The organism is Paenibacillus sp. FSL R7-0163 (assembly GCF_037969975.1).
In the GTDB taxonomy this organism is placed as follows: domain Bacteria; phylum Bacillota; class Bacilli; order Paenibacillales; family Paenibacillaceae; genus Paenibacillus_AQ; species Paenibacillus_AQ odorifer.
This window is the reverse complement of the sequence record NZ_CP150224.1, coordinates 4,768,675-4,793,404: the sequence shown is the minus strand read 5'-3', so window position 1 is coordinate 4,793,404 and position 24,730 is coordinate 4,768,675. Positions and strand designations below refer to the sequence as shown.

The 24,730-nt window shown below is 45.1% G+C and carries 22 protein-coding genes; 5 read left to right on the top strand and 17 right to left on the bottom strand.

The window, feature by feature from the left end; translation table 11 throughout:
* Nucleotides 1-226 precede the first annotated feature (226 nt).
* Nucleotides 227-1,333, bottom strand: coding sequence for an FAD:protein FMN transferase (locus NST45_RS21050; RefSeq protein WP_036681858.1), 1,107 nt, complete (start codon nucleotides 1,331-1,333; stop codon nucleotides 227-229).
* A 173-nt stretch (nucleotides 1,334-1,506) separates the two neighbouring features.
* Nucleotides 1,507-2,439 (bottom strand): glycosyltransferase family 2 protein, encoded by a 933-nt coding sequence (locus NST45_RS21045; RefSeq protein WP_076104804.1) that lies wholly within the window; start codon nucleotides 2,437-2,439, stop codon nucleotides 1,507-1,509.
* A 235-nt stretch (nucleotides 2,440-2,674) separates the two neighbouring features.
* On the opposite strand from NST45_RS21045, the gene NST45_RS21040 reads away from it, so the two are divergent.
* Entirely contained in the window at nucleotides 2,675-3,397 is a 723-nt protein-coding gene (locus NST45_RS21040; protein ID WP_036681863.1) for a DsbA family oxidoreductase, read from the top strand.
* A 138-nt stretch (nucleotides 3,398-3,535) separates the two neighbouring features.
* Here NST45_RS21040 and NST45_RS21035 read toward each other — a convergent pair whose 3' ends face one another.
* From NST45_RS21035 to NST45_RS20995, 9 genes are all read right to left on the bottom strand, one after another.
* A complete protein-coding gene (locus NST45_RS21035) occupies nucleotides 3,536-5,116 on the bottom strand; it encodes an oleate hydratase (protein WP_038569194.1) in 1,581 nt (526 codons plus the stop codon).
* A gap of 157 nt (nucleotides 5,117-5,273) precedes the next feature.
* Nucleotides 5,274-5,843, bottom strand: a complete 570-nt coding sequence (locus NST45_RS21030; RefSeq protein WP_038569196.1) for a TetR/AcrR family transcriptional regulator — start codon at nucleotides 5,841-5,843, stop codon at nucleotides 5,274-5,276.
* A 20-nt stretch (nucleotides 5,844-5,863) separates the two neighbouring features.
* Complete coding sequence (locus tag NST45_RS21025) at nucleotides 5,864-6,259, bottom strand: hypothetical protein (protein WP_036681440.1); 396 nt, start codon at nucleotides 6,257-6,259, stop codon at nucleotides 5,864-5,866.
* 47 nt (nucleotides 6,260-6,306) lie between these two features.
* Nucleotides 6,307-6,828, bottom strand: coding sequence for a hypothetical protein (locus NST45_RS21020; RefSeq protein ID WP_036681441.1), 522 nt, complete (start codon nucleotides 6,826-6,828; stop codon nucleotides 6,307-6,309).
* A 153-nt stretch (nucleotides 6,829-6,981) separates the two neighbouring features.
* Nucleotides 6,982-7,968, bottom strand: coding sequence for an RluA family pseudouridine synthase (locus NST45_RS21015; protein WP_038569198.1), 987 nt, complete (start codon nucleotides 7,966-7,968; stop codon nucleotides 6,982-6,984).
* Between the two features lie 100 nt (nucleotides 7,969-8,068).
* Nucleotides 8,069-8,257 carry a CLC_0170 family protein gene (locus NST45_RS21010; RefSeq protein WP_038569199.1) on the bottom strand — a complete coding sequence of 63 codons (189 nt, stop codon included), beginning with the start codon at nucleotides 8,255-8,257 and terminating at the stop codon, nucleotides 8,069-8,071.
* A gap of 18 nt (nucleotides 8,258-8,275) precedes the next feature.
* The gene (locus tag NST45_RS21005) at nucleotides 8,276-9,499 is read right to left on the bottom strand and encodes a Ger(x)C family spore germination protein (RefSeq protein WP_038569201.1); all 1,224 of its coding nucleotides are present in this window, start codon (nucleotides 9,497-9,499) and stop codon (nucleotides 8,276-8,278) included.
* A complete protein-coding gene (locus tag NST45_RS21000) occupies nucleotides 9,492-10,595 on the bottom strand; it encodes an endospore germination permease (protein WP_036681452.1) in 1,104 nt (367 codons plus the stop codon). The genes NST45_RS21005 and NST45_RS21000 overlap by 8 nt, the downstream gene beginning before the upstream one ends.
* On the bottom strand, nucleotides 10,543-12,201 hold the full coding sequence (locus tag NST45_RS20995; RefSeq protein ID WP_339823673.1) for a spore germination protein: 1,659 nt from the start codon (nucleotides 12,199-12,201) through the stop codon (nucleotides 10,543-10,545). The genes NST45_RS21000 and NST45_RS20995 overlap by 53 nt, the downstream gene beginning before the upstream one ends.
* A gap of 169 nt (nucleotides 12,202-12,370) precedes the next feature.
* On the opposite strand from NST45_RS20995, the gene recQ reads away from it, so the two are divergent.
* Nucleotides 12,371-14,206: a DNA helicase RecQ gene (gene recQ, locus NST45_RS20990; protein ID WP_036681455.1), complete on the top strand. Its 1,836-nt coding sequence runs from the start codon at nucleotides 12,371-12,373 to the stop codon at nucleotides 14,204-14,206.
* Nucleotides 14,207-14,221: 15 nt separating this feature from the next.
* Nucleotides 14,222-16,129: a B12-binding domain-containing radical SAM protein gene (locus NST45_RS20985; RefSeq protein ID WP_339823670.1), complete on the top strand. Its 1,908-nt coding sequence runs from the start codon at nucleotides 14,222-14,224 to the stop codon at nucleotides 16,127-16,129.
* 1,480 nt (nucleotides 16,130-17,609) lie between these two features.
* Here NST45_RS20985 and NST45_RS20980 read toward each other — a convergent pair.
* The 4 genes from NST45_RS20980 to NST45_RS20965 are packed head-to-tail and all read right to left on the bottom strand — an operon-like array spanning nucleotide 17,610 to nucleotide 21,163.
* Nucleotides 17,610-18,560 (bottom strand): alpha/beta hydrolase, encoded by a 951-nt coding sequence (locus NST45_RS20980; protein WP_036679539.1) that lies wholly within the window; start codon nucleotides 18,558-18,560, stop codon nucleotides 17,610-17,612.
* A 27-nt stretch (nucleotides 18,561-18,587) separates the two neighbouring features.
* A complete protein-coding gene (locus NST45_RS20975) occupies nucleotides 18,588-19,556 on the bottom strand; it encodes a type I phosphomannose isomerase catalytic subunit (protein WP_038569207.1) in 969 nt (322 codons plus the stop codon).
* A 48-nt stretch (nucleotides 19,557-19,604) separates the two neighbouring features.
* A complete protein-coding gene (locus NST45_RS20970; protein ID WP_036679532.1) occupies nucleotides 19,605-20,207 on the bottom strand; it encodes a class I SAM-dependent methyltransferase in 603 nt (200 codons plus the stop codon).
* The gene (locus NST45_RS20965; RefSeq protein WP_076107276.1) at nucleotides 20,207-21,163 is read right to left on the bottom strand and encodes a TIGR01212 family radical SAM protein; all 957 of its coding nucleotides are present in this window, start codon (nucleotides 21,161-21,163) and stop codon (nucleotides 20,207-20,209) included. Before NST45_RS20965 ends, NST45_RS20970 begins: the two co-directional genes overlap by 1 nt.
* A gap of 324 nt (nucleotides 21,164-21,487) precedes the next feature.
* On the opposite strand from NST45_RS20965, the gene NST45_RS20960 reads away from it, so the two are divergent.
* Together NST45_RS20960 and trmB are read left to right on the top strand one after the other, a co-directional pair.
* A complete protein-coding gene (locus tag NST45_RS20960) occupies nucleotides 21,488-21,667 on the top strand; it encodes a hypothetical protein (RefSeq protein ID WP_036679526.1) in 180 nt (59 codons plus the stop codon).
* A gap of 196 nt (nucleotides 21,668-21,863) precedes the next feature.
* Nucleotides 21,864-22,580: a tRNA (guanosine(46)-N7)-methyltransferase TrmB gene (gene trmB, locus NST45_RS20955; RefSeq protein ID WP_036679523.1), complete on the top strand. Its 717-nt coding sequence runs from the start codon at nucleotides 21,864-21,866 to the stop codon at nucleotides 22,578-22,580.
* An 86-nt stretch (nucleotides 22,581-22,666) separates the two neighbouring features.
* Here the strand turns inward: trmB and NST45_RS20950 are convergent, their stop codons facing one another.
* Both NST45_RS20950 and NST45_RS20945 read right to left on the bottom strand, forming a co-directional pair.
* The gene (locus NST45_RS20950) at nucleotides 22,667-23,782 is read right to left on the bottom strand and encodes a UDP-N-acetylglucosamine--LPS N-acetylglucosamine transferase (RefSeq protein ID WP_036679519.1); all 1,116 of its coding nucleotides are present in this window, start codon (nucleotides 23,780-23,782) and stop codon (nucleotides 22,667-22,669) included.
* Nucleotides 23,783-23,833: 51 nt separating this feature from the next.
* Complete coding sequence (locus NST45_RS20945) at nucleotides 23,834-24,361, bottom strand: phosphatase PAP2 family protein (protein WP_036679516.1); 528 nt, start codon at nucleotides 24,359-24,361, stop codon at nucleotides 23,834-23,836.
* Between the last annotated feature and the right edge of the window lie 369 nt (nucleotides 24,362-24,730).

Genomic DNA, 24,730 nt, shown 5'->3' with positions numbered 1-24,730 from the left:
TTATAGCCATATTCGGGTGATTTTTAGGGAGGTTTTCCCTAATCGAAGGTTTACATTGAAAAAATCTATTGATTTTAGGGAGGAATTCCCTAATTATCAGGCTGCTGGGCGATGAATGGGCAATGAATATCCCTCAGCCACGCCAAAGCCCCTTTATCCACAATAAAAGAGCTTGCCTCCCAAAGCCAACAACGGCTTTATGGGGGCAAGCTCTTTTCAACTAAATTTAATCAGCGAAGCTGTACGTAGGGTCAGTCAGATTCATTCTTTCTTTAATGCCTGGTGTGGCGTAGATTTTGTTGTCATCGGTAATAAAGAAAGCTTCTACATCTTCAGGTAACGACTCCAGATATTTCATACCTTCTTCGATCCCCATCAAGAACACCCCAGTGGACAAAGCATCCGCATCTGTTGCATTAGGGCTCATAATGGTCAAGCTTTTGAGACCGTTCTGAGAAGGGTAACCTGTGCGTGGATCAAGAATATGGTGATAACGAACATTGTCTTGCATAAAATAACGTTCGTAAACACCAGAAGCATCGATGACCTCATCCGCGATTTTAATCGTTCCTAGTTGTGTGCCGCGGCTTTGGTCAGGGTCTTGCAGACCAATATTCCAATCCGTTCCGTTTGGTTTCGTACCTAACGCAATAATACTGCTGCCGCCGAGGTTGATCATTGCACTGTTAAGGCCTTGCTCTTTTAAATAATCAGCGATACGGTCAGCAGCATACCCTTTGCCGATACCTCCAAGATCCAGTACCATATTTTCCTTCAGTAGCTTCACGGTCTTAGCAGCCTCGTCAATTTCAACGTCCCTGTAATTGGTTAGGCTCTTGGCTGCATCGATAGCTGCTGGATCAGGGACTTTATCTCCGCCACTACCGATGTTCCAGAGGTCGATCAGCGGACCAATCGTGGGATCGAATAGCCCGTCCATTTCTTTTGCATATTGCACGGATTGTTTTACAACATCTAAGGTCTCGTCCGAAACGACAACCGCTTCTTTTCCTGCTGCTTGATTGACTGCGTAAACCTCGCCGCCTTCTTTTGTACGGCTAAGCTCCATATCCATGCGCTCCAGCATTTGCTGGATATCATCCATATTTTTTTGGGCTACATTTTCTCCGAACACTTTGATATTCACGACCGTGTCATAGATATAAAAGGTCTGTGAGAGTGACTTGGCTTCGCCTTTTCCTGAAGCTGTTGCGCCACCCGGTGTTTCCGTCGCTTTGTCATCCTTATTTTTAGTAATTAGCCAAGCGCCGACAGCTATGACGACGATGACGATAACAACGAGGATCAACGTCGTTTTTTTGTTCTTGAACATATTCCACCATCCATAAAGTTAGTTTCTAAAACACATTATTACTATCATACCCTAGATCAGAAGTTGATGGAAATTAATTTCATGGCGTATTTACGTACAACTCCGTCTGCACGAAAAAAAAGCCCCGCAATCTGATTCGGAGCAACGCTGTGGATATAGAGGTAGCTATTAAGCTAATCTAGCATGTATTCACGGTATTTGTTTTTACGAGGATTCATTACGAAAAGGATTCCTTTGGCATAACCGCTAACGGCTTTAAAATTTCGTTTGAGAGTTTCTTTACCTGTAAGACAGGTTAACGTCCAGATCAATGCGGCATAATTCATAGGGGGTGCTTTACGTAAGTTGAGCAGATAATAATGATTGATGGCAGTAGCTCTTGCAACAACGCCCGCCTTATCCCGAGATCCCGGCGACTCATGATGAATGATTTTCATAGCCGGGTTAATGACAAGCTTGCCATAACGGCTAGCCAAATGAGACAAGTAAATATCCTCGGCAATGGAGTAACTTGTCATCCAGGGATAGGGTTTCATATCTTGTAATGCTGAGCGCCGGAATGACATATTACAGCCGTGAAAAAAATCCGTCTCAAAAACCTGCTCCTTCTCTCCCCAGAGGAATAGGGAGCCTGCAAACATGCTTGGGGATAATCTGCCCGGGGATCCAGACATTTGTCCGGTCAGCATGCCAAACAGCCGGCCCGGTTTGCTGCTGCGCATTCCTTTTGCCACACCGCCTACACCGACAATTGAATCGTCCGCTGCATAAGTATCAAGCAATCGTCGAATATATAAGGAATCATCTAATTCTGCATCATCGTCTAAATGAAGCACAATTTCAGCATTTACTAGTCCAAGTGACTCATAACGGGAAAGCCAGAGTCCCGGATTAGTCTTACGATGATATCGAAACTCAGCCTGTGGCAATTTGTTCATTATGTTACGATAATAGGTTAATCTTTCTACAGGAATCTCACCGTCATCTACAATCCAGAGCTCGATGGAGACATTGTTTAGCTGTGTCTGCTTGCTTATAGACTCTATGCACACTGTAAGGTCGTTTATACGGTTACGGGTAGGTATCACTATAGATACATCATGCATATGGGGATCTCCCTTCGGAATTTCTGGTGTAACTTCATTTTATCTGCCCTGAAGGGGAGCGTATATACCACTTTCGTTTACTTTTTGCTTTAGCATTCACATCTATAAATGTTATTTTAATAAAAGTTAAGTTTGTAATTTTGAGTTTTTAACTATATAATAGTAAGCGACATATATTTAGTTATTACTCTTATATAACAGCTACAAATTATCAATAATATTAGGAGGTTTTTTCGTGAGAATAGATATCTGGTCCGATTATGCATGTCCTTTTTGTTATATTGGCAAAAGACGTTTGGAGAATGCGCTAAGCCAATTCCCGAACCGTGATCAAGTAGAGGTAGTATTCCGTAGCTTTCAACTGGATCCACATGCAGAGGTAAGTACAGACAAGAGTATTCATGAGCTGCTGGCTGCCAAATACGGGATGACCGTAGAAAAAGCAAAAGCAATGAACGCACAACTAGCGGAGCAAGCTAAAGATGTGGGCTTGGAATTTAATTTTGATACAGTGAAGCATACCAACACTTTCGACAGTCACCGACTGAGTCATTTTGCAAGCACAAAGGGAAAAGGTGCAGAAATGTCCGAACGTCTGCTGCGCGCCTACTTTACGGATTCATTAAATCTTGGAGATCGCAGTGTACTGGCTTCACTCGCTGCTGAAGTAGGTCTGGATCAAGCAGAAGCTGCGGCAATGCTGGAAACGGATGCTTTTGCGAATGAGGTTAATGGCGATATTGAAGAAGGAAGCCGTCTTAATATTACCGGTGTACCTTTCTTTGTATTCAACAATAAATATGCTTTATCTGGTGCACAACCAGGTCCTGTATTTACAGAGGTACTGGATACTGTGTGGGCGGAGGAACAAGCAGGACCAACGTTGCAAGTGGTTGGTAAGGGGAATTCTGAAGTATCTACCGATGATGGCTGCGCAGATGGATCTTGCAATATTTAAAGTTTGGATTCGAGTAAAACAAAAGAGCTGAGGGAGCCCTCAGCTCTTTTTGTTTTGATAAACCTGTTCTTTTGTTGCTTCCCACACTCAAAAACAAGCGCTCCCGATATCCGGAAGCGCTCGCCGCTGATTGTGGTTTTATCTGAAAGATGTAACAAAGCTTGAGAATAGTGTACGTACATCGTATTGATATTGGTTGATTGGCTCGATAGGCCGTTCGATACCAAGTAGAGTATATACCGCAATTCTCGCTGCTCTTACGGAGTATTCTTCAGTGAATACAACGTCATCTGGAATTTCACAGAATTGTCCAATAAAGGCCAGGTTTGTGGAACCCTCAGGGACAACTTTTGGTCGGTCACTATTGAGTCTAGGCATGAACTGAGAAGTGATATAAGGCATCATGCAAGGAATACAGTTGGCGGTAGCCATGATCTCGTCCTTATGTTCTTCAAAGTGAAGATGACCGATCAATTCTTGCATGATTTCTTCGCCGGTACAATCACACATTCTCTTTTTCACAAAATCCCCAACTTTGTCTGGATACAGTCCGTAACCCCAGAACACTTTAACATGCTCAGGCTGATTGCGGAAATGCGGTTGGTAAGCCAGTACAACGGACATAAACCAGCTCGAATCCTTAAATGTGACCAAAGCGCCTGTGCCGGCACGGTTACGTGTGAATTTTTCCATCAGATCGAAGAATTTGGAGTCATGGAAAGTTACAGTAAAGGACTCCCATTTCGAACCGTCTACATGATCATCGAACGAAGAAGGATTGCCAAGACTTGGTTTCTTGGAAGCGATGTTTTCCCATAATTTCCACGAGCTTCCCTTGCCGTTAAGGCGTGGAGCAGAAGTCATAGAGCCAAGGCTGGAGCCTTCGGTCATAGAACCGTTTGTGATAATTACGAGATCATCTTCTTTTACATCAATCACATCTTTGACACCTTCGCGCACTACATTCATTTGGGTTACGGTAATTCCGTCACCTTTTTTGAACTGCAGATCAGTAACTGTACATTTCAGTGTGAAATCGACACCGAATGGTTCAAGATATTTGTGCAAAGGCAGAATGATGGAATCATATTGGTTATAAGGAGTGCGAGTTACACCTTCCAGTGTTTGAATTCTTGGGAATTCATGGAAGAAACGCAGCATATATCTTTTAAACTCTACAGCGCTGTGCCAAGGTTGGAATGCAAAAGTAGTAGCCCACATATACCAGAAGTTTGTTGTGAAAAAGTGAGGGGCGAACCAGTCGTTGATACGCGCTTTACCCATTTTATCTTCTGGTGTAATAATCAGCTTGCCCATAGCGAGACGATCAGCCATATCAAAACCCATGGACAATACATCTTCTACTTTGCCGTCTTTATTTACAAGTCTGGCGTTTGAGTGTGTTGGATTAGCGGTATCAAAAGCAATAATTTCATCCCGCACAGACAACCCCGGACGGTCGACAGAAGGAATCGTTGTTAATAGTTCCCAGAGATTCTCATAAGCTTCATCGTTGAGCATACGGCCGCCGCGGACAACGTAACCATGTTCAGCGTCACCTGCGCCGTCATTGCTACCACCAAGAATCTTCATCTCTTCAATAATGTGAATGTTTTGTCCCGGAAAATCACAGTCTCTGACCAGGTAAGCAGCGCCCGCTAGGGATGCAATTCCGCCACCGACAAAATAAACCTGTCTATTACCGTACTCTTTTTTCACAATGGTCGCCTCCAAGTAGTTGTTTAAATAATCACACTCTTAATGTAAACCAACTCCTATTTTGAAGGTATAATCAAACTCTTTAGAGTGTCTGGATTTTTGTCATTATGGGTGATCTGTCTAGTTTTTAGACAAAAAAACCGCTGCAACCAAAGGGTTACAACGGATGGTTCTCATATTTGTGTAAAGCTTTCAGAAAATTCCCTTCAATTAGATCACTTAGCTTCTCAATCATATGGTGCGGTTGTTCCCTCATGCCTTCTCTCATCCACTGAATGATTAGGCCTGTGAAGGCTAGCGTGTAGAAATTGGCTATAAAGTGCTTGTCTTCTTCGCAAACCTCCATCCCGGAGGACAACTCGTTTATAACCCCCATGATGAGATCGTTTGTCACTTCGTACAGATATGCATCCAGGTGATTTCTGCCTAGTGAATTTAGCGTGTTACAGCAAAAGGATTTATTCCGCTCAATGTAGCAGAAAATTCTATAAAAACCGTCCGTCCAAGTGCTGTAGCTGCGATACTGGGCGAGGCTTTCGACAGCCTCAGTCTTATAGATCCAACCTAGCAAATCAAATATATCCTGAAAATGATAATAGAAGGTTTGTCTGTTTAGTCCGCAATGGTCCACTAGTTGTTTAACAGTAATTTTATTGAGCGGTGTATGCTCCATTAGTTCTTTTAAAGAATGGGACAATGCATTTTTGGTTAGAAAAGAATTGGACAACAGCGTTTCACCTCTTCCATTCAAGACTTCGATGCTCGCGTATACAGCAGACGAATACCTTCCGCTAATAAACCCAGTGCAAATCCGGCACATGAAAATAAGGAAAATGCGAGGAAGCCTGCGAGATCCTCCCAACCGGACATCTCTTTGTAGGTGTAGCCCAGCATAAATGCCGCGCCTATGATTATTCCCGCCGTACTAAATACCCAGAGCAGACGTGCTCCGAGCCAGCCTAAAGTGTTGACGATGCCTGCCACTACTACGGAAAAAAGAGCAAAGCGCAGTAAGAGTGTGGCATCCATTTCCTGGGCCAGCATCACGAATCGGTGTAGAGGGAAGAGAAGCCATAGAAGAATGGCATAAACGGTCATCCAGAGAAACCAACTTTTACTTTTGGCAGCAGGCAGGAATTTCATTTCATGCACACCTCTTTTCCCATAGTACGAACGTTAAAAAGTAGGGATTATACCGTGAAGGATTCTAGTTCTTCCGCACTTTGCAGCAGGTGGCTTAGCAGGTTTGGAATGTCCTCCATTTGCTCTTCTGTGAGTTGTCTTTTGAATTGCAGCTCGATGCAGTTATTGTAAGTTTCACTTTCCTGGCCATATATAAAGCTTAAAGATTGCACAGGCTGGAAATCAGGTCCCCAGATCGCTTTTAGAATACTGTCTATCGCCTGACATTCGCTAGGAATATCTTCGACTTCCATATAAAAACGAAGTGAAAGATTACAGCCGGGATCCGTATTAGGAACCTCCAAGATTTCATCGCTGAGATCTTTCGTGGACGAAGTGAGCAGGATTTCGGCGGTTACTTTCCTGCCTGCAGTTAATTGGAAGGAGAGACTGAACTCTCTGGACATCAGCGCCATATTCAGAAGGTCGGAGCGATCCGTAACCACCAATATTCCGTCTAAATTATCGTAGTCATAAATCTGGTTCTCAAAGGCGATCTTAATATTATCGAAAACTGTAGGGTGGAACAATAAGAGCACCTTCTTTGTTTATTTATATTGTAACATGATGTGATAGGAAGTTAAAAAAAGACGCCCTGGACCAAATGGACCGGGCATCTTGTGTAGAAGTTACGGCTTCCCATAAGAGGGAATACTCCTCGGTTGTGGGTATACGTTCACTTCTTAGTTTGTAGGCGCAGGCGCAGGCGCAGTATATTTCAGGAACGTCTTCGGAATCGGGCTCTCAAAGGTCATCAGTTCTCCAGTGGTTGGATGAATAAAAGAGAGCACTCGAGCATGTAGGCCAAGTCTTCCTACCGTTTTGGTCTCTGCACCATATTTCTTGTCACCTGCGATAGGGTGGCCGATATCTGCCATGTGCACCCGAATCTGATTTTTTCGTCCGGTTTCGAGCTTAACCTCTAGCAAGGAAAAATGGCGGTTAGCCTGAATGAGTTTATAATGTGTAATTGCATGTAGTCCATCACCTTCATGAGGACTGGAATACATTTTAAGGGTTGAGGTTTCTTTGAGCCACGAGCTTATCTTGCCTTCAGGTCTTTTAACCGCGCCTTCCACGAGCGCTACGTAAGAACGTTCCTTCACGGTATCTTTCCAAGTAGTTTGTAGCGCTTGCTGAATCCGTTCGCTTTTGGCAAACATCATTACGCCTGATGTATCTCTGTCCAATCGATGTACGACAAAAATCCGATTTTGTGGATTGCTAACACGGACATGCTCCATGAGCTGGTGGTAAGCCGTCAATTCATTTTCTTCCGCAGTGGCGATAGATAGCAGTCCAGCATCCTTTTGAACAATAATCAGGTCTTCATCCTCATGAACGATTTTAAGTCCGATCATCTCTGCTGTTTGTACAGGCTTCTCTTGATCAATAGTAACGTTTTGACCCGGATGCAGTTGGAAATTATGCTGTGTAACTACCTTATTATTCACCGACACTTGTCCACGCGATAGGATGGATTTAATCGCATTTCGTCCGCGACCCGTGACGTGGGTGAGTAAGAAGGGCAATAGTTCAGAAGGTTCGTTTACAGTAAATGTTTTGGGTGCTGCGGGTGCTTTAGTTTTATGATTAAGCTTGCCAGTAGGCTTGCTGTGAGAACGAGTACCTCTTTTGGCTGTTTCCTTAGGATTTCTTCTTGAGTTCATGGATGCATTCTCCGTCCTTTAATATTGTACTCCTCAATATACCATGGGCTGTTAAGAAATACTATGGAGAGGCAGGCGTACTGGTTTGTTTTGTAAATGCTCATAGATAGAACAGCTGGGCTAATCCAAGAAGCAGGAATAAACCGAGATATACCCAGCCTAACCTGCGGGCATATTTCTTTTCCCGGGGCATGGCGCTTACAGCATAGATCTTGGTATCCACAGTAAGCAGGAATAGTCCGGAGAGCAGGAGCACGAGAGTTAAATAAGTTAGTTGATGATAGATCATTTGAACACATCCCCATATCTAGTCTTCTTTAAGACCGACTCTTTCAATATTCGTCTTCACATTAAGTTCTATAGAGAGATCAGAATACTGTTGCTCCCAGTCATGTTTGTCACGAACATTAGCTTTCCAGTAGGAAGGAGCATATGCACGAACATATTCACCCATACCAAAGATATCCGAGTGAGCCTGTTGCGTCTGTTTAATCAGATGGTCGAAGATGGTGAGGACTCCTTTTTGAAAGTTGGCCTCAAGTTTTTTTAAATCCTGGCTGGAATCAATACGAATATTATTACCTAGGTGCTCATCTAGCGCTGCTTCTAAATAAATATTTATAGTGATATGGGGTTTGCCGTCTTTGATTTTAACTTTAGACCTTGTAAATCGGTCGTTAACTTTAAGAGTCAGTGGGCCAAAGTCCTCTGAATTGAACATGACGGAATATCCCCCAGGATCAAGACCTTTCATGGACATATATGCGCCAATCTCAATGGGAGTAGTCGAACCAACCATAACGCCTCCGCTAAAGTAAGCAAGACCTTTTATCAACATATTGTCTTTTTGATGTAAAGACACATAAGGCAGATAACCGCTCTCTCCCCATTTAGATTCAGCTGACCAGAATACGCCTATATAGTTAGCTGGGAACTTTCCGGATCTCACGGCTTTTTCCATGGTGGATAGGATATAGAGGGTTGGAACTCGCTGAAGTGGTGGATTAATATTCATAAATTTAGAAGCCTCGCCTTCGGACACTAATAACCAGGTACGGCGACGAACTTCAGGGTTGCGGCGTAAATAATCATTTAAATCCGACAGGTTTTTGCGTGCAAAATCCTCGCTGATGATAATCACCCGAAGATGGATGAGGTAACGTGGGTCAGAGATCTGTTGTTGCAAATTGTTTAAGGCATCATCTAGTGAGTAACCGTAAACTTGTACAACCCAAACCGGATTTTGATTCCCCCCGCTACCTTCTCCCCCGCTGCTAGGACCTAACGGAACTCTCCCTGGAACTGCAATTTGGGCGGTCACACGGATTTTGGGCAAATTAATATTTGCGCTTTTTAGATGTGTCGTTTGATCATCTTCGGTTTTACTATTTGCTGGCACTGAATCTATAGACAATCCCAGCACTAATGCACGATCTTCAATTTCGAGCTGGTCCCAGCAGCCCGTAAGGAATACAAATACCAGAGAGAGAAGGAGGAGAAGACTAATACGCTTGTTAATTACTTTATTCATTCGATAGCCCTCCTTTTTGCCGAATCAGAGCTATTAACCATAAAAGAAGAGGGTAGAGAGTCAAAAAAATTAACCCGATAATCGCTGTGACGGAAGAAAAGGTATAAACCTGATAAATATTTCTTGGCAAAAGTGAAAAGACGAAGATAAGTGGAAGTGAGAAGCTTGATACAAGGCGGTGATCTTTGTACCGAAATACTTGCTGAAGTGAATATGCTGCTAAGTAGTAGTTCGTAAAAATGGTAGTAAATATAGATATTACCCAAACAGTAATAAACAGCGCATCGAATCGTTCTAGTAGTCCTGCACCAATAGAAATGGAGCGGGCGGTTTCTAAGGTTGGATAAGCGAGTAATTTGGTTTCTTGCGCTCCGAACATTCCTAAAGTGGCCGCAACAATCATTACATAGATGAAGCCAATAATAAAAAGGGCAGCAGCTCCTGCTTTAAGCACTTGCTGAGGTTTTTTCATTAAAGGAACCAGCAGTGTGATGACAAATGTGCCCTGATAAAGGGCAGCTGAAGTGACAGTCCCTTTGGAAAAGCTTGAAAAGGTGATGTAATTTCCAGTGAGTGGAAGTAAGTTTAAAGCATCTACATTTTTCATGGCTACTAATATAATGCTGAGAACGGTTAATAAGATGAAAGGCAAATAAAAAATATGTACATAGGTGAATTTCACAATGTTTCTGCGGATAGATAAAGCAGCCAAAATAAGCATTAATAGAATGACCGCTTCGATAGGTGTTTTTTTAAACACGACCGCAACACATACCTCTCCGAATTGACGCATGGTAATCCCGGCAGAGAAAGCAAAAAACAAAGAGATAAGTACATTGAAAATATCCGCGATGCTTCTCCCGACTAACCGGCGGCTGAATACAAACAGAGTTTCATTGGGGAATTTCCGACATACAGCGGCTGTAAACCAGCAGCCTAGAAATGCAACAGGGATGCCTGAAGCCGAAACCAGCGGCGCCCCACTGTCTCCGGCTTCAGCCATATAACGGGGAATACTTAAGATACCTATTCCAATAATCGTACTAACGACTACTGCGACGACTTGGATCGTTGTTATGGGGCGGTTGTTGTTCATCGAGTTCACCCTTCTCCTTAAAAATCTGATCTGAATACGTCGTTGGTAACTCATGAGCGAGACGAGTAGGGTCTTGAGTGTTCAAGAAGCTCGGACGTCTTCTCATCCACCATAAGGGGACACGAATCAGACTGTCCTTCAGATCTCTCCATTTCGTGGGCACATATGGTGTCATGTAAGGAACGCCAAAGGATTCCAAGAATAATAAGTGATTCACGATAACGATGGTACCTAACATGACTCCGTAAAGACCAAAACAACCGGCTAGAATAATCAGTGGAAATCTTAGCATTCTGGATGAGATAGCGGCATTATAGGCAGGGGTGGCAAAAGAACCGATAGTGGTTATAGCGACAATAACAACGGTTGTCGGACTTGCTAGACCTGCTGAAACAGCAGCCTGACCAATAACAAGAACACCTACAATAGAAAGGGCGCCCCCAATCATTTGTGGTAGACGAATAGTTGCTTCGCGGAGCACCTCCATGAAGACCTCCATAATCAGAACTTCCAAGACCGCTGGAAAAGGAACGCCTGCTCTACCCCCTGAAATCGCTACGGCAAATTCGGTAGGCATAAGCTCCGGGTTGAAGGAGATAACGGATACATATAGAGCAGGGAAAAAAAGAGAGAACAACAGGGCAATTAGTCGAATCCCCCGGATTAGGCTGCCTACAATAAAACGTTCCGAATAGTCGTCTATGGTCTGAAAAAATTGATTGAACAATGCAGGGACGATGAGCGAGAATGGGGAGCCATCTACCAGAATGATGACTCTTCCTTCCAATAAGGCTGCCGCTGATTTATCCGGACGTTCTGTTGGTTGAACCTGAGGAAAAGGAGATAATGGGTTATCCTCAATGAATTGCTCGATGTACCCTGCATCAAGGATGCTATCTGTGTTTATCATGGATAATCTCTTCATCACTTTTTCAACCAATTCAGGATCTACTATCCCTTCTATATAGCACACAGCAACCTGTGAGCGTGTCCGCACACCAAGCGGAGCAGTAATAACCCGGAAATCTGGCGTTTGCAGCCGATAACGGAGTAAGGAAAGGTTTGCCTCCAAGTTTTCTATAAAACCTTCGCGTGAGCCACGAATTACCTGCTCGGTCTGTGGCTGTTCAATGCTGCGATGTTCGATTTTACGCAAATTGAAGTGAAGTGCTTGATCCATACCATCTATAAGGAGTACAACGCTCCCTTCTAATAGAGCGAGTGGCAGAGAATTTAAGTCCTTCGTTCGGTTCCCAGCCGCTATTTGTATGGTCGTATTCCAGATGAAATCAGACAGATCCTTGCGCTCTTCAGGAATTGTCGAGAGATCAGCGGGAGGGCTCATTAACGGTTTAAGCACATGCTCATGAATTTGATTTTGGTCCACCAAAGATGAAAAAAAGATAATTACCGCATCATATAAACCGTATACCCGAAAATTACGCACAACGAGATCTGCATCTTCTCCAAAAATTTGGCTAATGGCTTTAATATTATTTTTTAGGTCGGGATCTAGTGGCTTTTCCGAACGCTGATCAGGAATGGTGGGATCTTCGTGCGTTTTTTTTTGCTTAAAAGAACTATAGTTTTGCTTCCAGTTTTGCACGGCTATTCCCCTTTCCTAAAGAATGATGATTTTTAAAGCTTGGCTCAAAAGCGCTCCTTTTATGTAATTTTTCCAAAAGGAGAAACGAAAGAAGGACTTCTAGAGTGTTGCTCATTACACCATTGACCGCTAAACTAAAGATAGAAACGCCTAAGGAGTCATGATAGATATGAAGATGCAAGCACCTACTATTGAACAGGCGCAGGCTGAGCTGCAAAAATATTACGGTTATCCAGACTTTCGGGATGGCCAGAAAAAGATTGTTCAGAACTTGCTGGAAGGACGCGACACATTGGGAATCCTCCCTACGGGTGGCGGGAAATCGATCTGTTATCAGGTTCCTGCACTGCTCCTGCCAGGGCTGACACTGGTAATATCACCACTGATCTCGCTGATGAAAGACCAGGTGGATGCGTTGACTACTGCGGGTATTCCGGCAGCCTTTATTAATAGCACGTTAAGCGGAAAAGAAGTGAATGAGCGGATTCGGGCTGCCCGGCGGGGTGATTTGAAGCTGCTCTATGTTGCGCCCGAAAGACTTGAGCTGGACTGGTTCCGTCTGGAAATGGCTGAGCTGTCTATTTCCTGCGTGGCTGTTGATGAAGCGCACTGTGTATCCCAGTGGGGACATGATTTTCGGACAAGTTATCTGTCGGTATCTCCATTTGTAGATGAGCTGCCTGAACGTCCGATCCTGGCAGCATTTACCGCCACGGCGACGCCGGAGGTTATGGAGGATATGGTCCGGCTGCTGCGCTTGCGTGAGCCGGGTATTTTCATGACGGGGCTAGGAAGAGATAATCTGGCAATGTCCGTGCTGCGGGGAGAGAACAAGCGGGAGTTCGTTATGGATTATGCGGCTACGCATTCTCATCAGCCGGGGATTGTATATGCGGCAACCCGCAAAGAAGTAGATGATCTGTATCAGAGGCTGCAAGCTTCTGGCATAGCGGCAGGTCGCTATCATGCGGGTATGAATGATCAGGAGCGGGCAGATAGCCAGGAAGGGTTCCTCTATGACGATATCCGGGTCATGGTGGCTACGAATGCCTTTGGGATGGGGATTGATAAATCCAATGTCCGATACGTAATTCACTACAATATGCCCAAAAATATGGAAGCTTATGTTCAGGAAGCGGGTCGTGCTGGACGTGACGGGGAGCCGAGTGAATGTATTTTGCTGTTTAGTGCGCAGGATATTATGACGCAAAAGTTCCTGATCGAGCAGAATCCACAGGATACTGACCGTAAAGCTAACGAATATCGCAAGCTTCAGCAAATGATTGATTATTGCTATACTACTCGCTGCTTGCGCAGTGCCCAGCTGGATTATTTCGGGGAAGAACATGGGGACAAGCCATGTGGTATCTGCAGCTCATGTACGGATGAACGAGAGCTAGTGGATATGACCGTCGATGCGCAAAAGATCTTCTCCTGCATTCACCGCATGCGGGAGCGTTATGGTGTAGCGTTGGTAGCATCTGTGCTGAAAGGCTCTCGCAATCAAAAGGTGATGCAGTACGGCTTCGATAAGCTGCCCACACATGGGGCGATGTCGAGCCGGACGGAGAAGGAAATCTCAGAGAGTATCAATGTGCTTATCTCAGAAGGGTATCTTGCCTTGTCGGAAGGCCAGTACCCTGTAGTACGGCTCCAGCCTCTGGCTGCCGAGGTCCTGCGCGGACAGCGTGAGGTGATGCAGCGTGTGGCGCGGCCTTCGCGGGCAGGCACAACATCCGGTACGAGAGTTCGTAGTCGGGGGCATGACCTGTCGCCATCAGCCGTCAATGAGACTGTCTTTGAGCAGCTGCGTCTTATCCGGCGTGAATTGGCAGGACGCGAGCATGTGCCATCGTACATTATTTTTAATGATGCCACGCTGCGTGAGATGAGTGTGGTTTGCCCGCAGACCGAAGCGGAAATGCTGAGGGTAAAGGGTGTTGGGGAAGTGAAATACCGGAAGTACGGTAAGGCATTCTTAGAGTTTTTTCAAAATGAAATGTAGAAAAGGTCGTGTAGCATGAAAATCGTCCTGACCACGTTAAACGCCAAATATATTCATACCTCACTCGCAATCCGCTTGCTAAAAGCGTACAGTGAGCATGAATTTAAGGATATTCATTTGGCAGAGTACACCATCAAAGATCCCGTGATGAATATCGTGTCCGACTTGTTTCAGAAACGGCCAGATGTGATTGGCTTCTCCTGTTATATCTGGAACATCGAAGAGACGCTGAAGCTGATTGGTATTCTTAAGCAAGTGATGCCTGAAGTTACGATTGTTCTCGGGGGACCTGAAGTTTCGTATGAGCCGCTTCATTGGATGAAAAGAGAAGCTGGCATTGATTTTATAGTTAACGGAGATGGGGAAGAGACGTTCCACCATCTGCTGCAGGAGCTAAGGGATGATCGGAAGTTTCACTTTGTGTATGGAGCCGCTTATCGCAAGGGAGAAGAGATCATTGTCAATCCACCACGTCCCAAAAGCGATCTGAATACGCTGCCTACGCCGCATCGTTTTCCTGAGGATATTCCAGATTTGAGTAAACGTATTGTTTATTTTGAGACGAGCCGCGGATGCCCATTTAACTGCCAGTTCTGTTTATCCAGTATTGAAGTAGGCGTACGTTATTATGATATTGAACGAGTGAAATCTGATCTGCTTTATTTAATACAGAATGGCGCCAAAATCATTAAATTTCTGGACCGTACCTTCAATATCAACCGCAACTATGCGATGGAAATGTTTCAATTCCTGATCGATAATCATCAAGGCTGCGTGTTTCAGTTCGAAATTACCGCAGATATCATGCGGCCTGAAGTTCTGGATTTCCTATCTAAGAATGCGCCTCCGGGTATTTTTAGATTTGAGATTGGGGTGCAATCTACCAACGATGAGACAAATGAGCTTGTTAAACGCCGCCAGAATTTCAAAAAGCTGTCCCGTACCGTAATGAAGATTAAGGCAAGCGGCAATATCGATCAGCATCTGGATTTGATTGCCGGACTACCTATGGAGGATTACAGTACCTTCCGTAAAACGTTTAATGATGTATTCGTTATGGAGCCGGAAGAGCTACAGCTAGGATTCCTCAAAATGCTGCGGGGAACGGGGCTGCGGGCGCAGGCGTCTAAATATGATTACACGTATATGGAACATGCACCTTATGAAATCCTTAGCAGTCATATGATGCCCTTCTCAGACATTATCCGTTTGAAGCGGCTTGAGGATGTGCTGGAGAAATACTGGAACAGCCACCGGATGGACCATACGGCCAAGTACTTGATCCGTCATGTATTTGATTCGCCATTCGATTTCTTTCAGGAGTTCGGTGACTACTGGGAGGAGAGAGGCTGGCAAAAGATTGGCCATCAGCTGGAAGATCTCTTCACCCGCTTGCAGTCCTTCCTGATAGATCGCGGGACGCCATCTATGGATGTTATAACTGGCTTGATGAAGCTCGATTATTTCCTTGGACACAAGTACAAGCCGCGCAAAATCTGGTGGGATTTCGTGCTGGATAAATCGGATTGGTCGAGCTATTTGAAGGATATCGCGGCTAATCCGGGTCAAATTTCTGCCCAATTGGCTGAAGCAGGACTTAACGAAAGAGAACTGCAAAAGTATACTGTGCTGGAAGTGTTGCCATTCTCGCTGGAAGCGGTGTTGGATTCCATCAGCGGCATGCGTGCCGATGAGGGCCTTGAGGATGGTGAAGCTGATATGGCTAATCTGGAGGCGTTGCCTTCGGCAGACTCGCCATTACAGGAAGCAGCAGATAGTAGTTTAGAAGAGACTGCCCAAGCAGCAAGCTCGGCTGTAGCAGTAGCGGAGCCCGCTTCCATTAGGGAAGGGCGCACGCTACTAATCGTAATGTATCAGCAGAACGAGAGCCAACGCGCTCAGTACTACACACTGCCTTTGTGATAGGCGGGTGGAAGGATAGACCGTTCCTTAATGGGACGGTCTATTTCTTTTGCCTTGTGCGCTAGCGCATCTGAGTCCGGAAGCGGCGTGGGAAGTGATGATGTGTAGTTAGCGTCATCTGGGTCCGGAAGTGGCGGGAGAAAGTGATGTGTAGTTAGCGTTAGCTGAGTCTGAAAGTAGCGGGAGAAAGTGATGTGTAGTTAGCGTTAGTTGAGTCTGAAAGTAGCGGGAGAAAGTGATGTGTAGTTAGCGTTAGTTGAGTCTGAAAGTAGCGGAGAATGTAATTAGTGTAATGACTCGGCGCAGGCGGACCCAGCGGACCTTATACGTGGAATTATCCTGTTTTTTGGATGCTAACGGACCGCATAGTCGCTATTGGCATGAAAAACACCCAATATAGACCTGTTTCGCATGAATAGCTGCACTGGAGTCCGAAACCTAGCTCGAAAGGCTATAAATTAGCAAATAGCGTCCACTGAGTCCGAAAGTAGCTGGGGAGAGTAAAGATGTGTAGCTAGTGTCAAATGAGTCCGGAAGTGATGAGTAACCCGTCGTAGGCGGACCCAGGGGACCTTATACGTGGAAATATCCTGTTTTTTGGATGCTAACGGACCGCATAGTCGCTATTGGCATGAAAAACACCCAATATGGACCTGTTTCGCATGAATAGCTGCACTGGAGTCCGAAACCTAGCTCAAATGCCTGGAAATTAGCAAATAGCGTCCACTGAGTCCGAAAGTAGCTGGGGAGAGTAAAGATGTGTAGCTAGTGTCAAATGAGTCCGTAAGCGGTGAGTAACCCATCGCAGGCGGACCCAGGGGACCTTATACGTGGAATTATCCTGTTTTTTTGATGCTAACGGACCGCATAGTCGCTATTGGCATGAAAAACACCCAATATGAACCTGTTTCGCATGAATAGGTGCACTGGAGTCCGAAACCTAGCGCGAAAGGCTATAAATTAGCAAATAGCGTCAACTGAGTCCGGAAGTAGCGGGGAGAGTAATGATGTGTGGTTAGTGTCAACTGAGTCCGAAAGTAGCGGGGAGAGTAATGATGTGTGGTTAGTGTCAACTGAGTCCGAAAGTAGCGGGGGAAGGTGATGATATGTAGTTAGTGTCAACTGAGTCCGGAAGCGGAGGGGAGAGTAATGATGTGTAGTTAGCATCATCTGAGTCCGGAAGTAGCGGGGGAAGGTGATGGTATGTAGTTAGCGTCATCTGAGTCCGAAAGTGGTTGGGGAGAGCGATGAGCTGAAGACAGCGTCAACTGAGTCCATTAGCGGTGGCGGAAGTTTATTTACTAAAGTTCAGATGCGCGGAGGAACTGGAGATTGTTAGATTGAGAAGTCTGCTGAGATAAGCTACCCAAACCGCAAACCGCAAACCGCAAACCGCAAACCGCAAAGAAGCGACCCCCCAAATAACGGGGGCATCGCTTCTATATTGTCTCATAAATTCACTAACAACCGCGTTTTTTTCTTAACTTATCGTAGAAACCTCTGAAGGAAGGTGGCTCTCTAACCAGTTGAGTACATCGGCTGTGACTTGATCTCGATTTACTTCATTTAGCATTTCGTGTCTGCCTTCTGGATAGAGTCGGTACTCAACGTCTGATACTCCTCGTTTCTTATACAACTCCGCAAGACGGGGAATGCCTTGACCGTTCATCCCGACAGGGTCCTTATCCCCACCAAATATATAAATGGGCTTACCTGTACATAATGTGCTAAGTGATTCCTCAGTATGAATCTCTCTTAGGAGGTGGAAGAAACCACGGAAAAAGCGGGTTGTACAAATAGCTCCGCAGAATGGATCGGAAATGTACTTATCTACTTCCGCAGTATCGCTGCTCAGCCAGTCAAATGTTGTTCTGACCGGGGAAAAAGCACGGTTATAGCTGCCGAATACCAGACTGTTCAGCAATACACTGCGATGATGCTCCCCCTTTAGCTTAAGCTGTGCGCTAGCCAGAGATTCTCCAATACGCAGCATACTGCGTGGACCATTTGTCCCGCTGAGGATAAACCCTGAATAGATTTCGTTGCCTTCTTCGCACATGAGTTTTTGACCCAGAAAGGAACCCATACTGTGAGCGAATAAAATGATGGGCTTTCCTTCATGCTTGGAGAGTGCTGCGGCACCTACCTGCAGAAGATTGCGCCGCATCCAATAAAATCCGTCCTCCCCAACATCACCAAGCAGATTGACTTGACCAGCGGTTCTACCATGTCCCCGGTGGTCATTGGCATATACTGCATAACCAACCCCGGTTAAAGCTTCCGCAAAACGAGCGTAGCGGGCAGCAGTTTCACACATCCCGTGTGAAATTTGCACGATTCCTCTAACTGGCACATCGGACTCAGGTAACCATTCATAGACATGGATGGTTACACCTATGGGATCCGTTAGAGTAAAGCTGTTTTCCTTCATGGTCCATTCCTCCTAAAGGTTCTCGACTTATGGTAAATAAGAGCGAAGCACAGTAGAATGACCCTCGATAGTATAACGGCCTAGGTTGGAAGGAATCAGATAACATTCCCCTGCGGCATAAGGCTGGGAGCCGCCTTCCCAAGTCAGATGTCCGCTGCCTTCGCAGATAACCAGAATAGTGAAGCTGTCTTCTGAAGTGGTGAGATCCCATGAACCATTTACGATCCCTTTTTCGACAATAAAATAAGGTGAAGCGGCAAGCTGCAGCCACTCTCCAGGCACTGCATGATCGGTCTTCATCGAAGTAGCGCCGGCGCCTTCATAAGCTGTAACATTCAGAGAATCCTCGATATGAAGCTCGCGTGGTTTTCCATCTAGACCTGGACGGTCGTAGTCATAAATACGGTATGTAGTGTCGGAATTCTGTTGAATTTCCGCTACAACGACACCAGCGCATAGAGCATGTACCGTTCCGGCAGGGATGTAGAAGGAATCGCCAGCGGAGACAGATACCTCTTGAAGGCTATCCATAACCGTGCCGTTTTCCAGTGCTTCGCGTAATGTTTCACGGTCTACGCCTTCTTTAAGGCCGTAGATGATTTTTGCATCTGGCTTAGCGTCTAATACGTACCACATCTCTGTTTTGCCCAGTTCACCTTTAGGCAATCCTACATAATCATCCGTAGGGTGGACTTGAACGGAAAGGTTGTCGTTGCAATCCAACAATTTGATCAAGAGTGGAAATCTTCCGCCAGCTTCTGATATTCCCTTGCTTCCGAACCACTCATGACCAAATTGCTCACGAATTTGATCCAGACCTTGTCCAGCTAATTCTCCATTAACCACCGAAGATGTTCCATTCGCATGATCGGCAATCATCCAGCCTTCACCAATATGACCTTCTGGTAGATTCAGGCCGAATTTCTCCAGCGCGCGGCCACCCCAGACACGTTCTTTAAACTCCGGTTGAAATTTTAAAGGATATGGTTGTGTCATTCGTAATCTTCCTTCCCAATTACAAGATTGTTTGATTGTTTACAAAGCTTAAGATGGGGAACCTTTTTTCTTCTCGAGGGCAATTACATACGGTGCGTCCGTGCGCTGCAGCTGGCGATATACAATGCTCTGCGCTACCTTAGGGGAAACAGTCGTTGCCCAAGCTTCAACAGCGGCGGCTTCGAGATCTCCGCCTGCATGGCCAGGATACAGTACAGCCGTAATAATTCCCCCCGGACGCAGCAGCTGGAGTGAAGCTTCCAGGGCCGCAATAGAGCTGTCCGGCTCAGTAATGATATTCTTGTCGGCATCGCCTGAAGGCAGATAGCCAAGATTGAACATTACAGCACCAACGGTGCCTGGCCAGTTAGCCGGGACGGCTTCTGCCATTTCGGCATGGCTGCGTTCCAGTAAGGTAACGCCAGAGAGTGAAGAAGTTTCCTCCCGCGCAAGCCGGAGACGTTCTTCTGCCAGCTTCAGCGCCGCAGCTTGAATGTCAAAGCCGTAGACTTCGCCACGAGCTCCGGTTGTTTTGGCTAGAAAAAGCGTGTCAGCACCAGTACCTACAGTTGCATCAATCGCACGGTCACCTAAAGTCAGCCGCTCAGAGATTAATTTATGAGCAAAGCTTAGAACGGACATAAAGCCCATTAGCCCTTCCTCCAATACTTACCCTGCCAAGTATCACGAGCAACAAGCTCATCGTCAATGGCATTTAGCACTTCCCATTTCTTGAGACTCCACATCGGTCCAACTAAGAGATCCCGTGGGGCATCTCCAGTCAAGCGATGAACAATCATCTCAGGGGGCAGAATTTCAAGTGAATCAGCAATCAGCTTCACATACTCGTCCTGTTCCATGAATCGGAGCAATCCTGCTTCATACTGCTTCACCATTGGTGTTTTGCGCATGAGATGCAGAAGGTGAATCTTAATTCCCTGCACATCCATGCGAGCTACAGCAGATACCGTTTCAAGCATCATTTCGTGCGTCTCCTGTGGGAGACCGTGAATGATATGGGTACAGATTCGAATATTGTGACGGCGCAGCTTCTCCACAGCCTCCACATAACACTGCGTATCATGCGCCCGATTAATAAGCTCAGAAGTGGAGTCATGTATAGTCTGAAGACCCATCTCTACCCAAAGATACGTACGCTTGTTGAGCTCTGCTAAATATTCGACTACATCATCGGGCAGACAGTCAGGGCGGGTAGCAATAGACAATCCAACGACACCAGGCTGCTGCAAAATAACTTCGAAATATTCTCTCAGCTCTTCGACCGGAGCATACGTATTAGTATAGGCTTGGAAGTAACCGATATATTTAGCATTTGGCCATTTCAAATGCTGTCTGTCACGGACGTTATTGAATTGTGTGACTAGGTCATCTCGGCGGCTTCCGGCAAAATCACCAGAACCTCTGGCACTGCAAAATGTGCAGCCTCCCTTAGCAATGGAGCCGTCACGATTGGGACAGGTAAAGCCTGCATCAAGCATAACTTTGAATACCTTGGTGTTCATGTGTTCACGCATTTCGTAATTCCAAGTATGAAAACGTTTATCTCCCCAAAGTTGCGGAGGAGAAGTGTATTGAAGATTAGACACGAGAAGCCCCTTTCTGAAAATATAATTATGGATAAGTTCCCTTATCCTTATATTTTTCTGAGACAGATGGCGTCCTTATCCCAGAGAACGCACAGCCGTTTCTTATAATCCAATACATTGTATCAAAAAACCGAGCTCGGCGTAACATTGACTCCCCATAACGGCATGAAAAATAGGCAGGAAATAAGGCGCTTTCGGCTTGAAAATGCTTACATAGTATGTTATATTCAGAGTGTGAAAAGCTGCTGTGGCATAAAGAAATTCATCCAGGAGTTCATAATTTCGTGTCGTCCGATCCATAATAATAACCGTGAGGTGATAGCAATGAATTCTCAAACGGTATATGCTGAGGGTAAAGATTCGATTGAAGTCCATTTAACGCCAGATGAAGCCCTTGCACTAACGGGCGTGGAATTTAACGGCAACCCTAAGATCAAGACAGATGCGCAGCGTAAAATTCGTAGCGCATTCGAAAAAAAGACATTTGCCACAAACACAAAGTAAATCCTGATCTGCCAGACAAGAACGAAATTTATTTCCAATATACAACAACGAAGGAATTCCTCTGAACAGCTCATTTAAGAGCTGAACCAGAGAATTCCTTTTTCTTTTTTACCGCAATCCCTTTACTTTTTGGGACAATTTCGGCACAATATTGCAAGTGACAGTTATCGTATAAGAGATAATCGGAGGAATACCTATGCGTTTACGCGGAAGAAAAGGAATACGTGAAAGTTTGGAAGAACAGACGGATTTAGTCATTCTAGATCCTCGGAGTTATAAAGGTGAGTGGTCCAAGCTGTTCGGTAACGATCATCCGATCCATGTGGAGTTCGGAATGGGCAAAGGACAGTTTATCAGCCAAATGAGCTTTAAATATCCTGATATTAACTTTATCGGAGTGGATATGTATGATGAGCTGATCCGCCGTGCTGGAGATAAGGCTAGAGCAGTATGGGAGCCGGCAGGACATGAAACACCGCCTAACCTGAAATTGGCACTTGCAAATATCGATTATGCTGAGGAAGTATTTGCTCCGGGAGAGCTTGAACGGATTTATCTTAATTTCAGCGATCCATGGCCTAAAAGCAAGCATGCCCGGCGTCGTTTGACACATCCGCGTTTTCTTGACAAATATCGCGGTTTGCTTAGCGATCTAGGTGAAATTCATCTGAAAACAGATTCCCGCAGTCTTTTTGAGTTCTCATTAAATGCCTTTGCGGACTTTGGCTTGCAGATGAAAAATATTTCTTTGGACCTACATGCAGATGGCATCATCAACGAGGATCATATCATGACAGAATATGAGACGAAATTTGTCGGACGTGGCGTGAATATCCATCGTTGCGAGGCAATTGTAGGCGCAGAAGCACTCAAACAGTATCAGGCTACCCGATTGGATAAATATCGGTTGTAGTTACAAAGCACTGCTCCATAAGGCATGCTTCAATAAAAAAGCGGCAAGTCTCCATGTGGTTTGGAGGCTGCCGCTTTTTTTATTAACTATTCCAATAATTCGATGATACTCTGAGCACATTGTAACGGGTGATAGCGAGCGATTTCTTCAAGGTGGAGTTTGCGCTTGTTTTGCACATCCTCATAGTTGTTCAAGAGGCGCTCCATCCACATTTCGACAACCTCTAAAGATTCGATGGGTTCTCCGAAGCCGGCTGCAGTAAAGTAGCGGCAATTCTCCTCCTCCTGACCGGGAAGAGGGTGATGGAAGAGCATGGGAATACCCTTTGCCAGCCCTTCACTGCAAGTCATTCCACCCGGTTTTGTAACCAGCAGATCGGAGACCTCCATCAGCTTGTGGATTTCACGCGTAAAGCCGATTAAGGAAATATTAGGATGATTATAATGCGGGTCTTCTTTCATTTCCTTTAGCAGCTGCTCATTTTTGCCGAGACAGAAAACAATTTGAATCTTGTCACGCCATTCCGCCAGACAAGCATTTACGACTTGGTCGTTCATGATTCCCCAGCCGCCGCCCATGACTAGAACGGTTGGCATCTCCCGCAGATTGAATTGCTCTCGAATCTCCTGCTTTCCGGGATGCTTCCAAAAATTAGGGTGTATCGGTATGCCTGTTACCTGAATTTTCGTGGCAGGAATATTTCGGCTGCGCAATTTGGATTTAACCTCAGGTGTTGAAACCAGATAAAGGTCTACCTCTGGGCTAATCCAAGTAGCATGCGCATCATAATCTGTTATAACGGTGACGAGCGGCACTTTTAAGGTAGGATCTAGTCTCTTTAGGCGGGATACTACAGCACCTGGAATAAAATGAGTGCAGACAATTACGTCAGGTTTCAGTTGTCTCACAATATTTTTGGCATGCGTATAAAATATACGATGCAAGGCAAGCGTGGTAAGACGATTAAATGATTTCTGGTGACGGTAGACATAACCCATTAATTTTGGCTGTGTCGTTACCGTCTTTCGGTAAGCAGACAGAATAATAGGTGCCATCTTGGGGTTTAGAAAATTCCCAAGTTCTAGCACCTTCGTTTGTAAATTAGGCGATAATTGGCGCAGACTGCTCGACAACGCATAAGCTGCTTGTGTATGTCCGGCGCCAAAACCTTCCGAGAGTATTAAGATTCTTTTTTTACGCAATGTTGATTCACCTATTCTCAAGGGTTTTCCCGGTTATTAACAATAAATGCTTCACATCCATAAGGCTATAGTACCAGCTGCTACGCAGGAACCGATCACTGCGCCAGCTATAACATCCGATGGATAATGCAATCCAAGATAAATACGAGAAAATCCGACAATACAAGCTAGCGGCAGCAGAATAACGGTCATAGCAGGAAACGCCAGCATATAAGGGACCGTAGAAGCAAAGATAGCTGTAGTATGACCAGATGGAAAAGAATGATCCTTTAATGGATTACGAAAAGTATTGGTTTCCGGTAACGCCAGATATGGACGCATTCGCGGGTACAGCTTTTTGGCGATAGCTACGGGTATATGGCTGACAGCTAGTGCTGTCAAGGCTTGTAAACCTGTAGTTCTCCAAGGCTCAGGAGCTAATACCCATATCAGTATATTGATAACAATCGTGCTTGTAGCTCCACCCAAATGAGTAAGGTAAAAGAGCCAAAAGTTCAAAAAACGATTATGCATTCGTCCGTTGATCCACTTAAAAAGATGCCGCTCCCAGAGATGTAGTTTCATGAATAAATGTCTCATATCTAATTCCCTCCGCTAGTCCGGCTACCGTTAACAGATGTTAATGCAGTAATCCGTTCTATAGCTTAGATCTGTCTTAATCATACTTTTTAAAGGTAGTTCATTTCAAGGAAAAGCTCAGGTTTACTCGAAATTTGCCAGTTTTGACTTAGAGCACTATTACGCTTTACAATGATTCAAGCAGACTAAACCTGTTTAAAAGGGTAAGAGATAAATAAGGATTCAAAAAAAGGAATCCATAGAATTCTTTTAAACAGCATATATAAAAATTGTGAAGTCTGCCGAGAATAAGAATACTCTTGGTCTATTGTTAAGGGATGCAACAAAAGGGTCAGAAAGAACGTCAAGCAAGCTAGAGAGAAAAAAAAG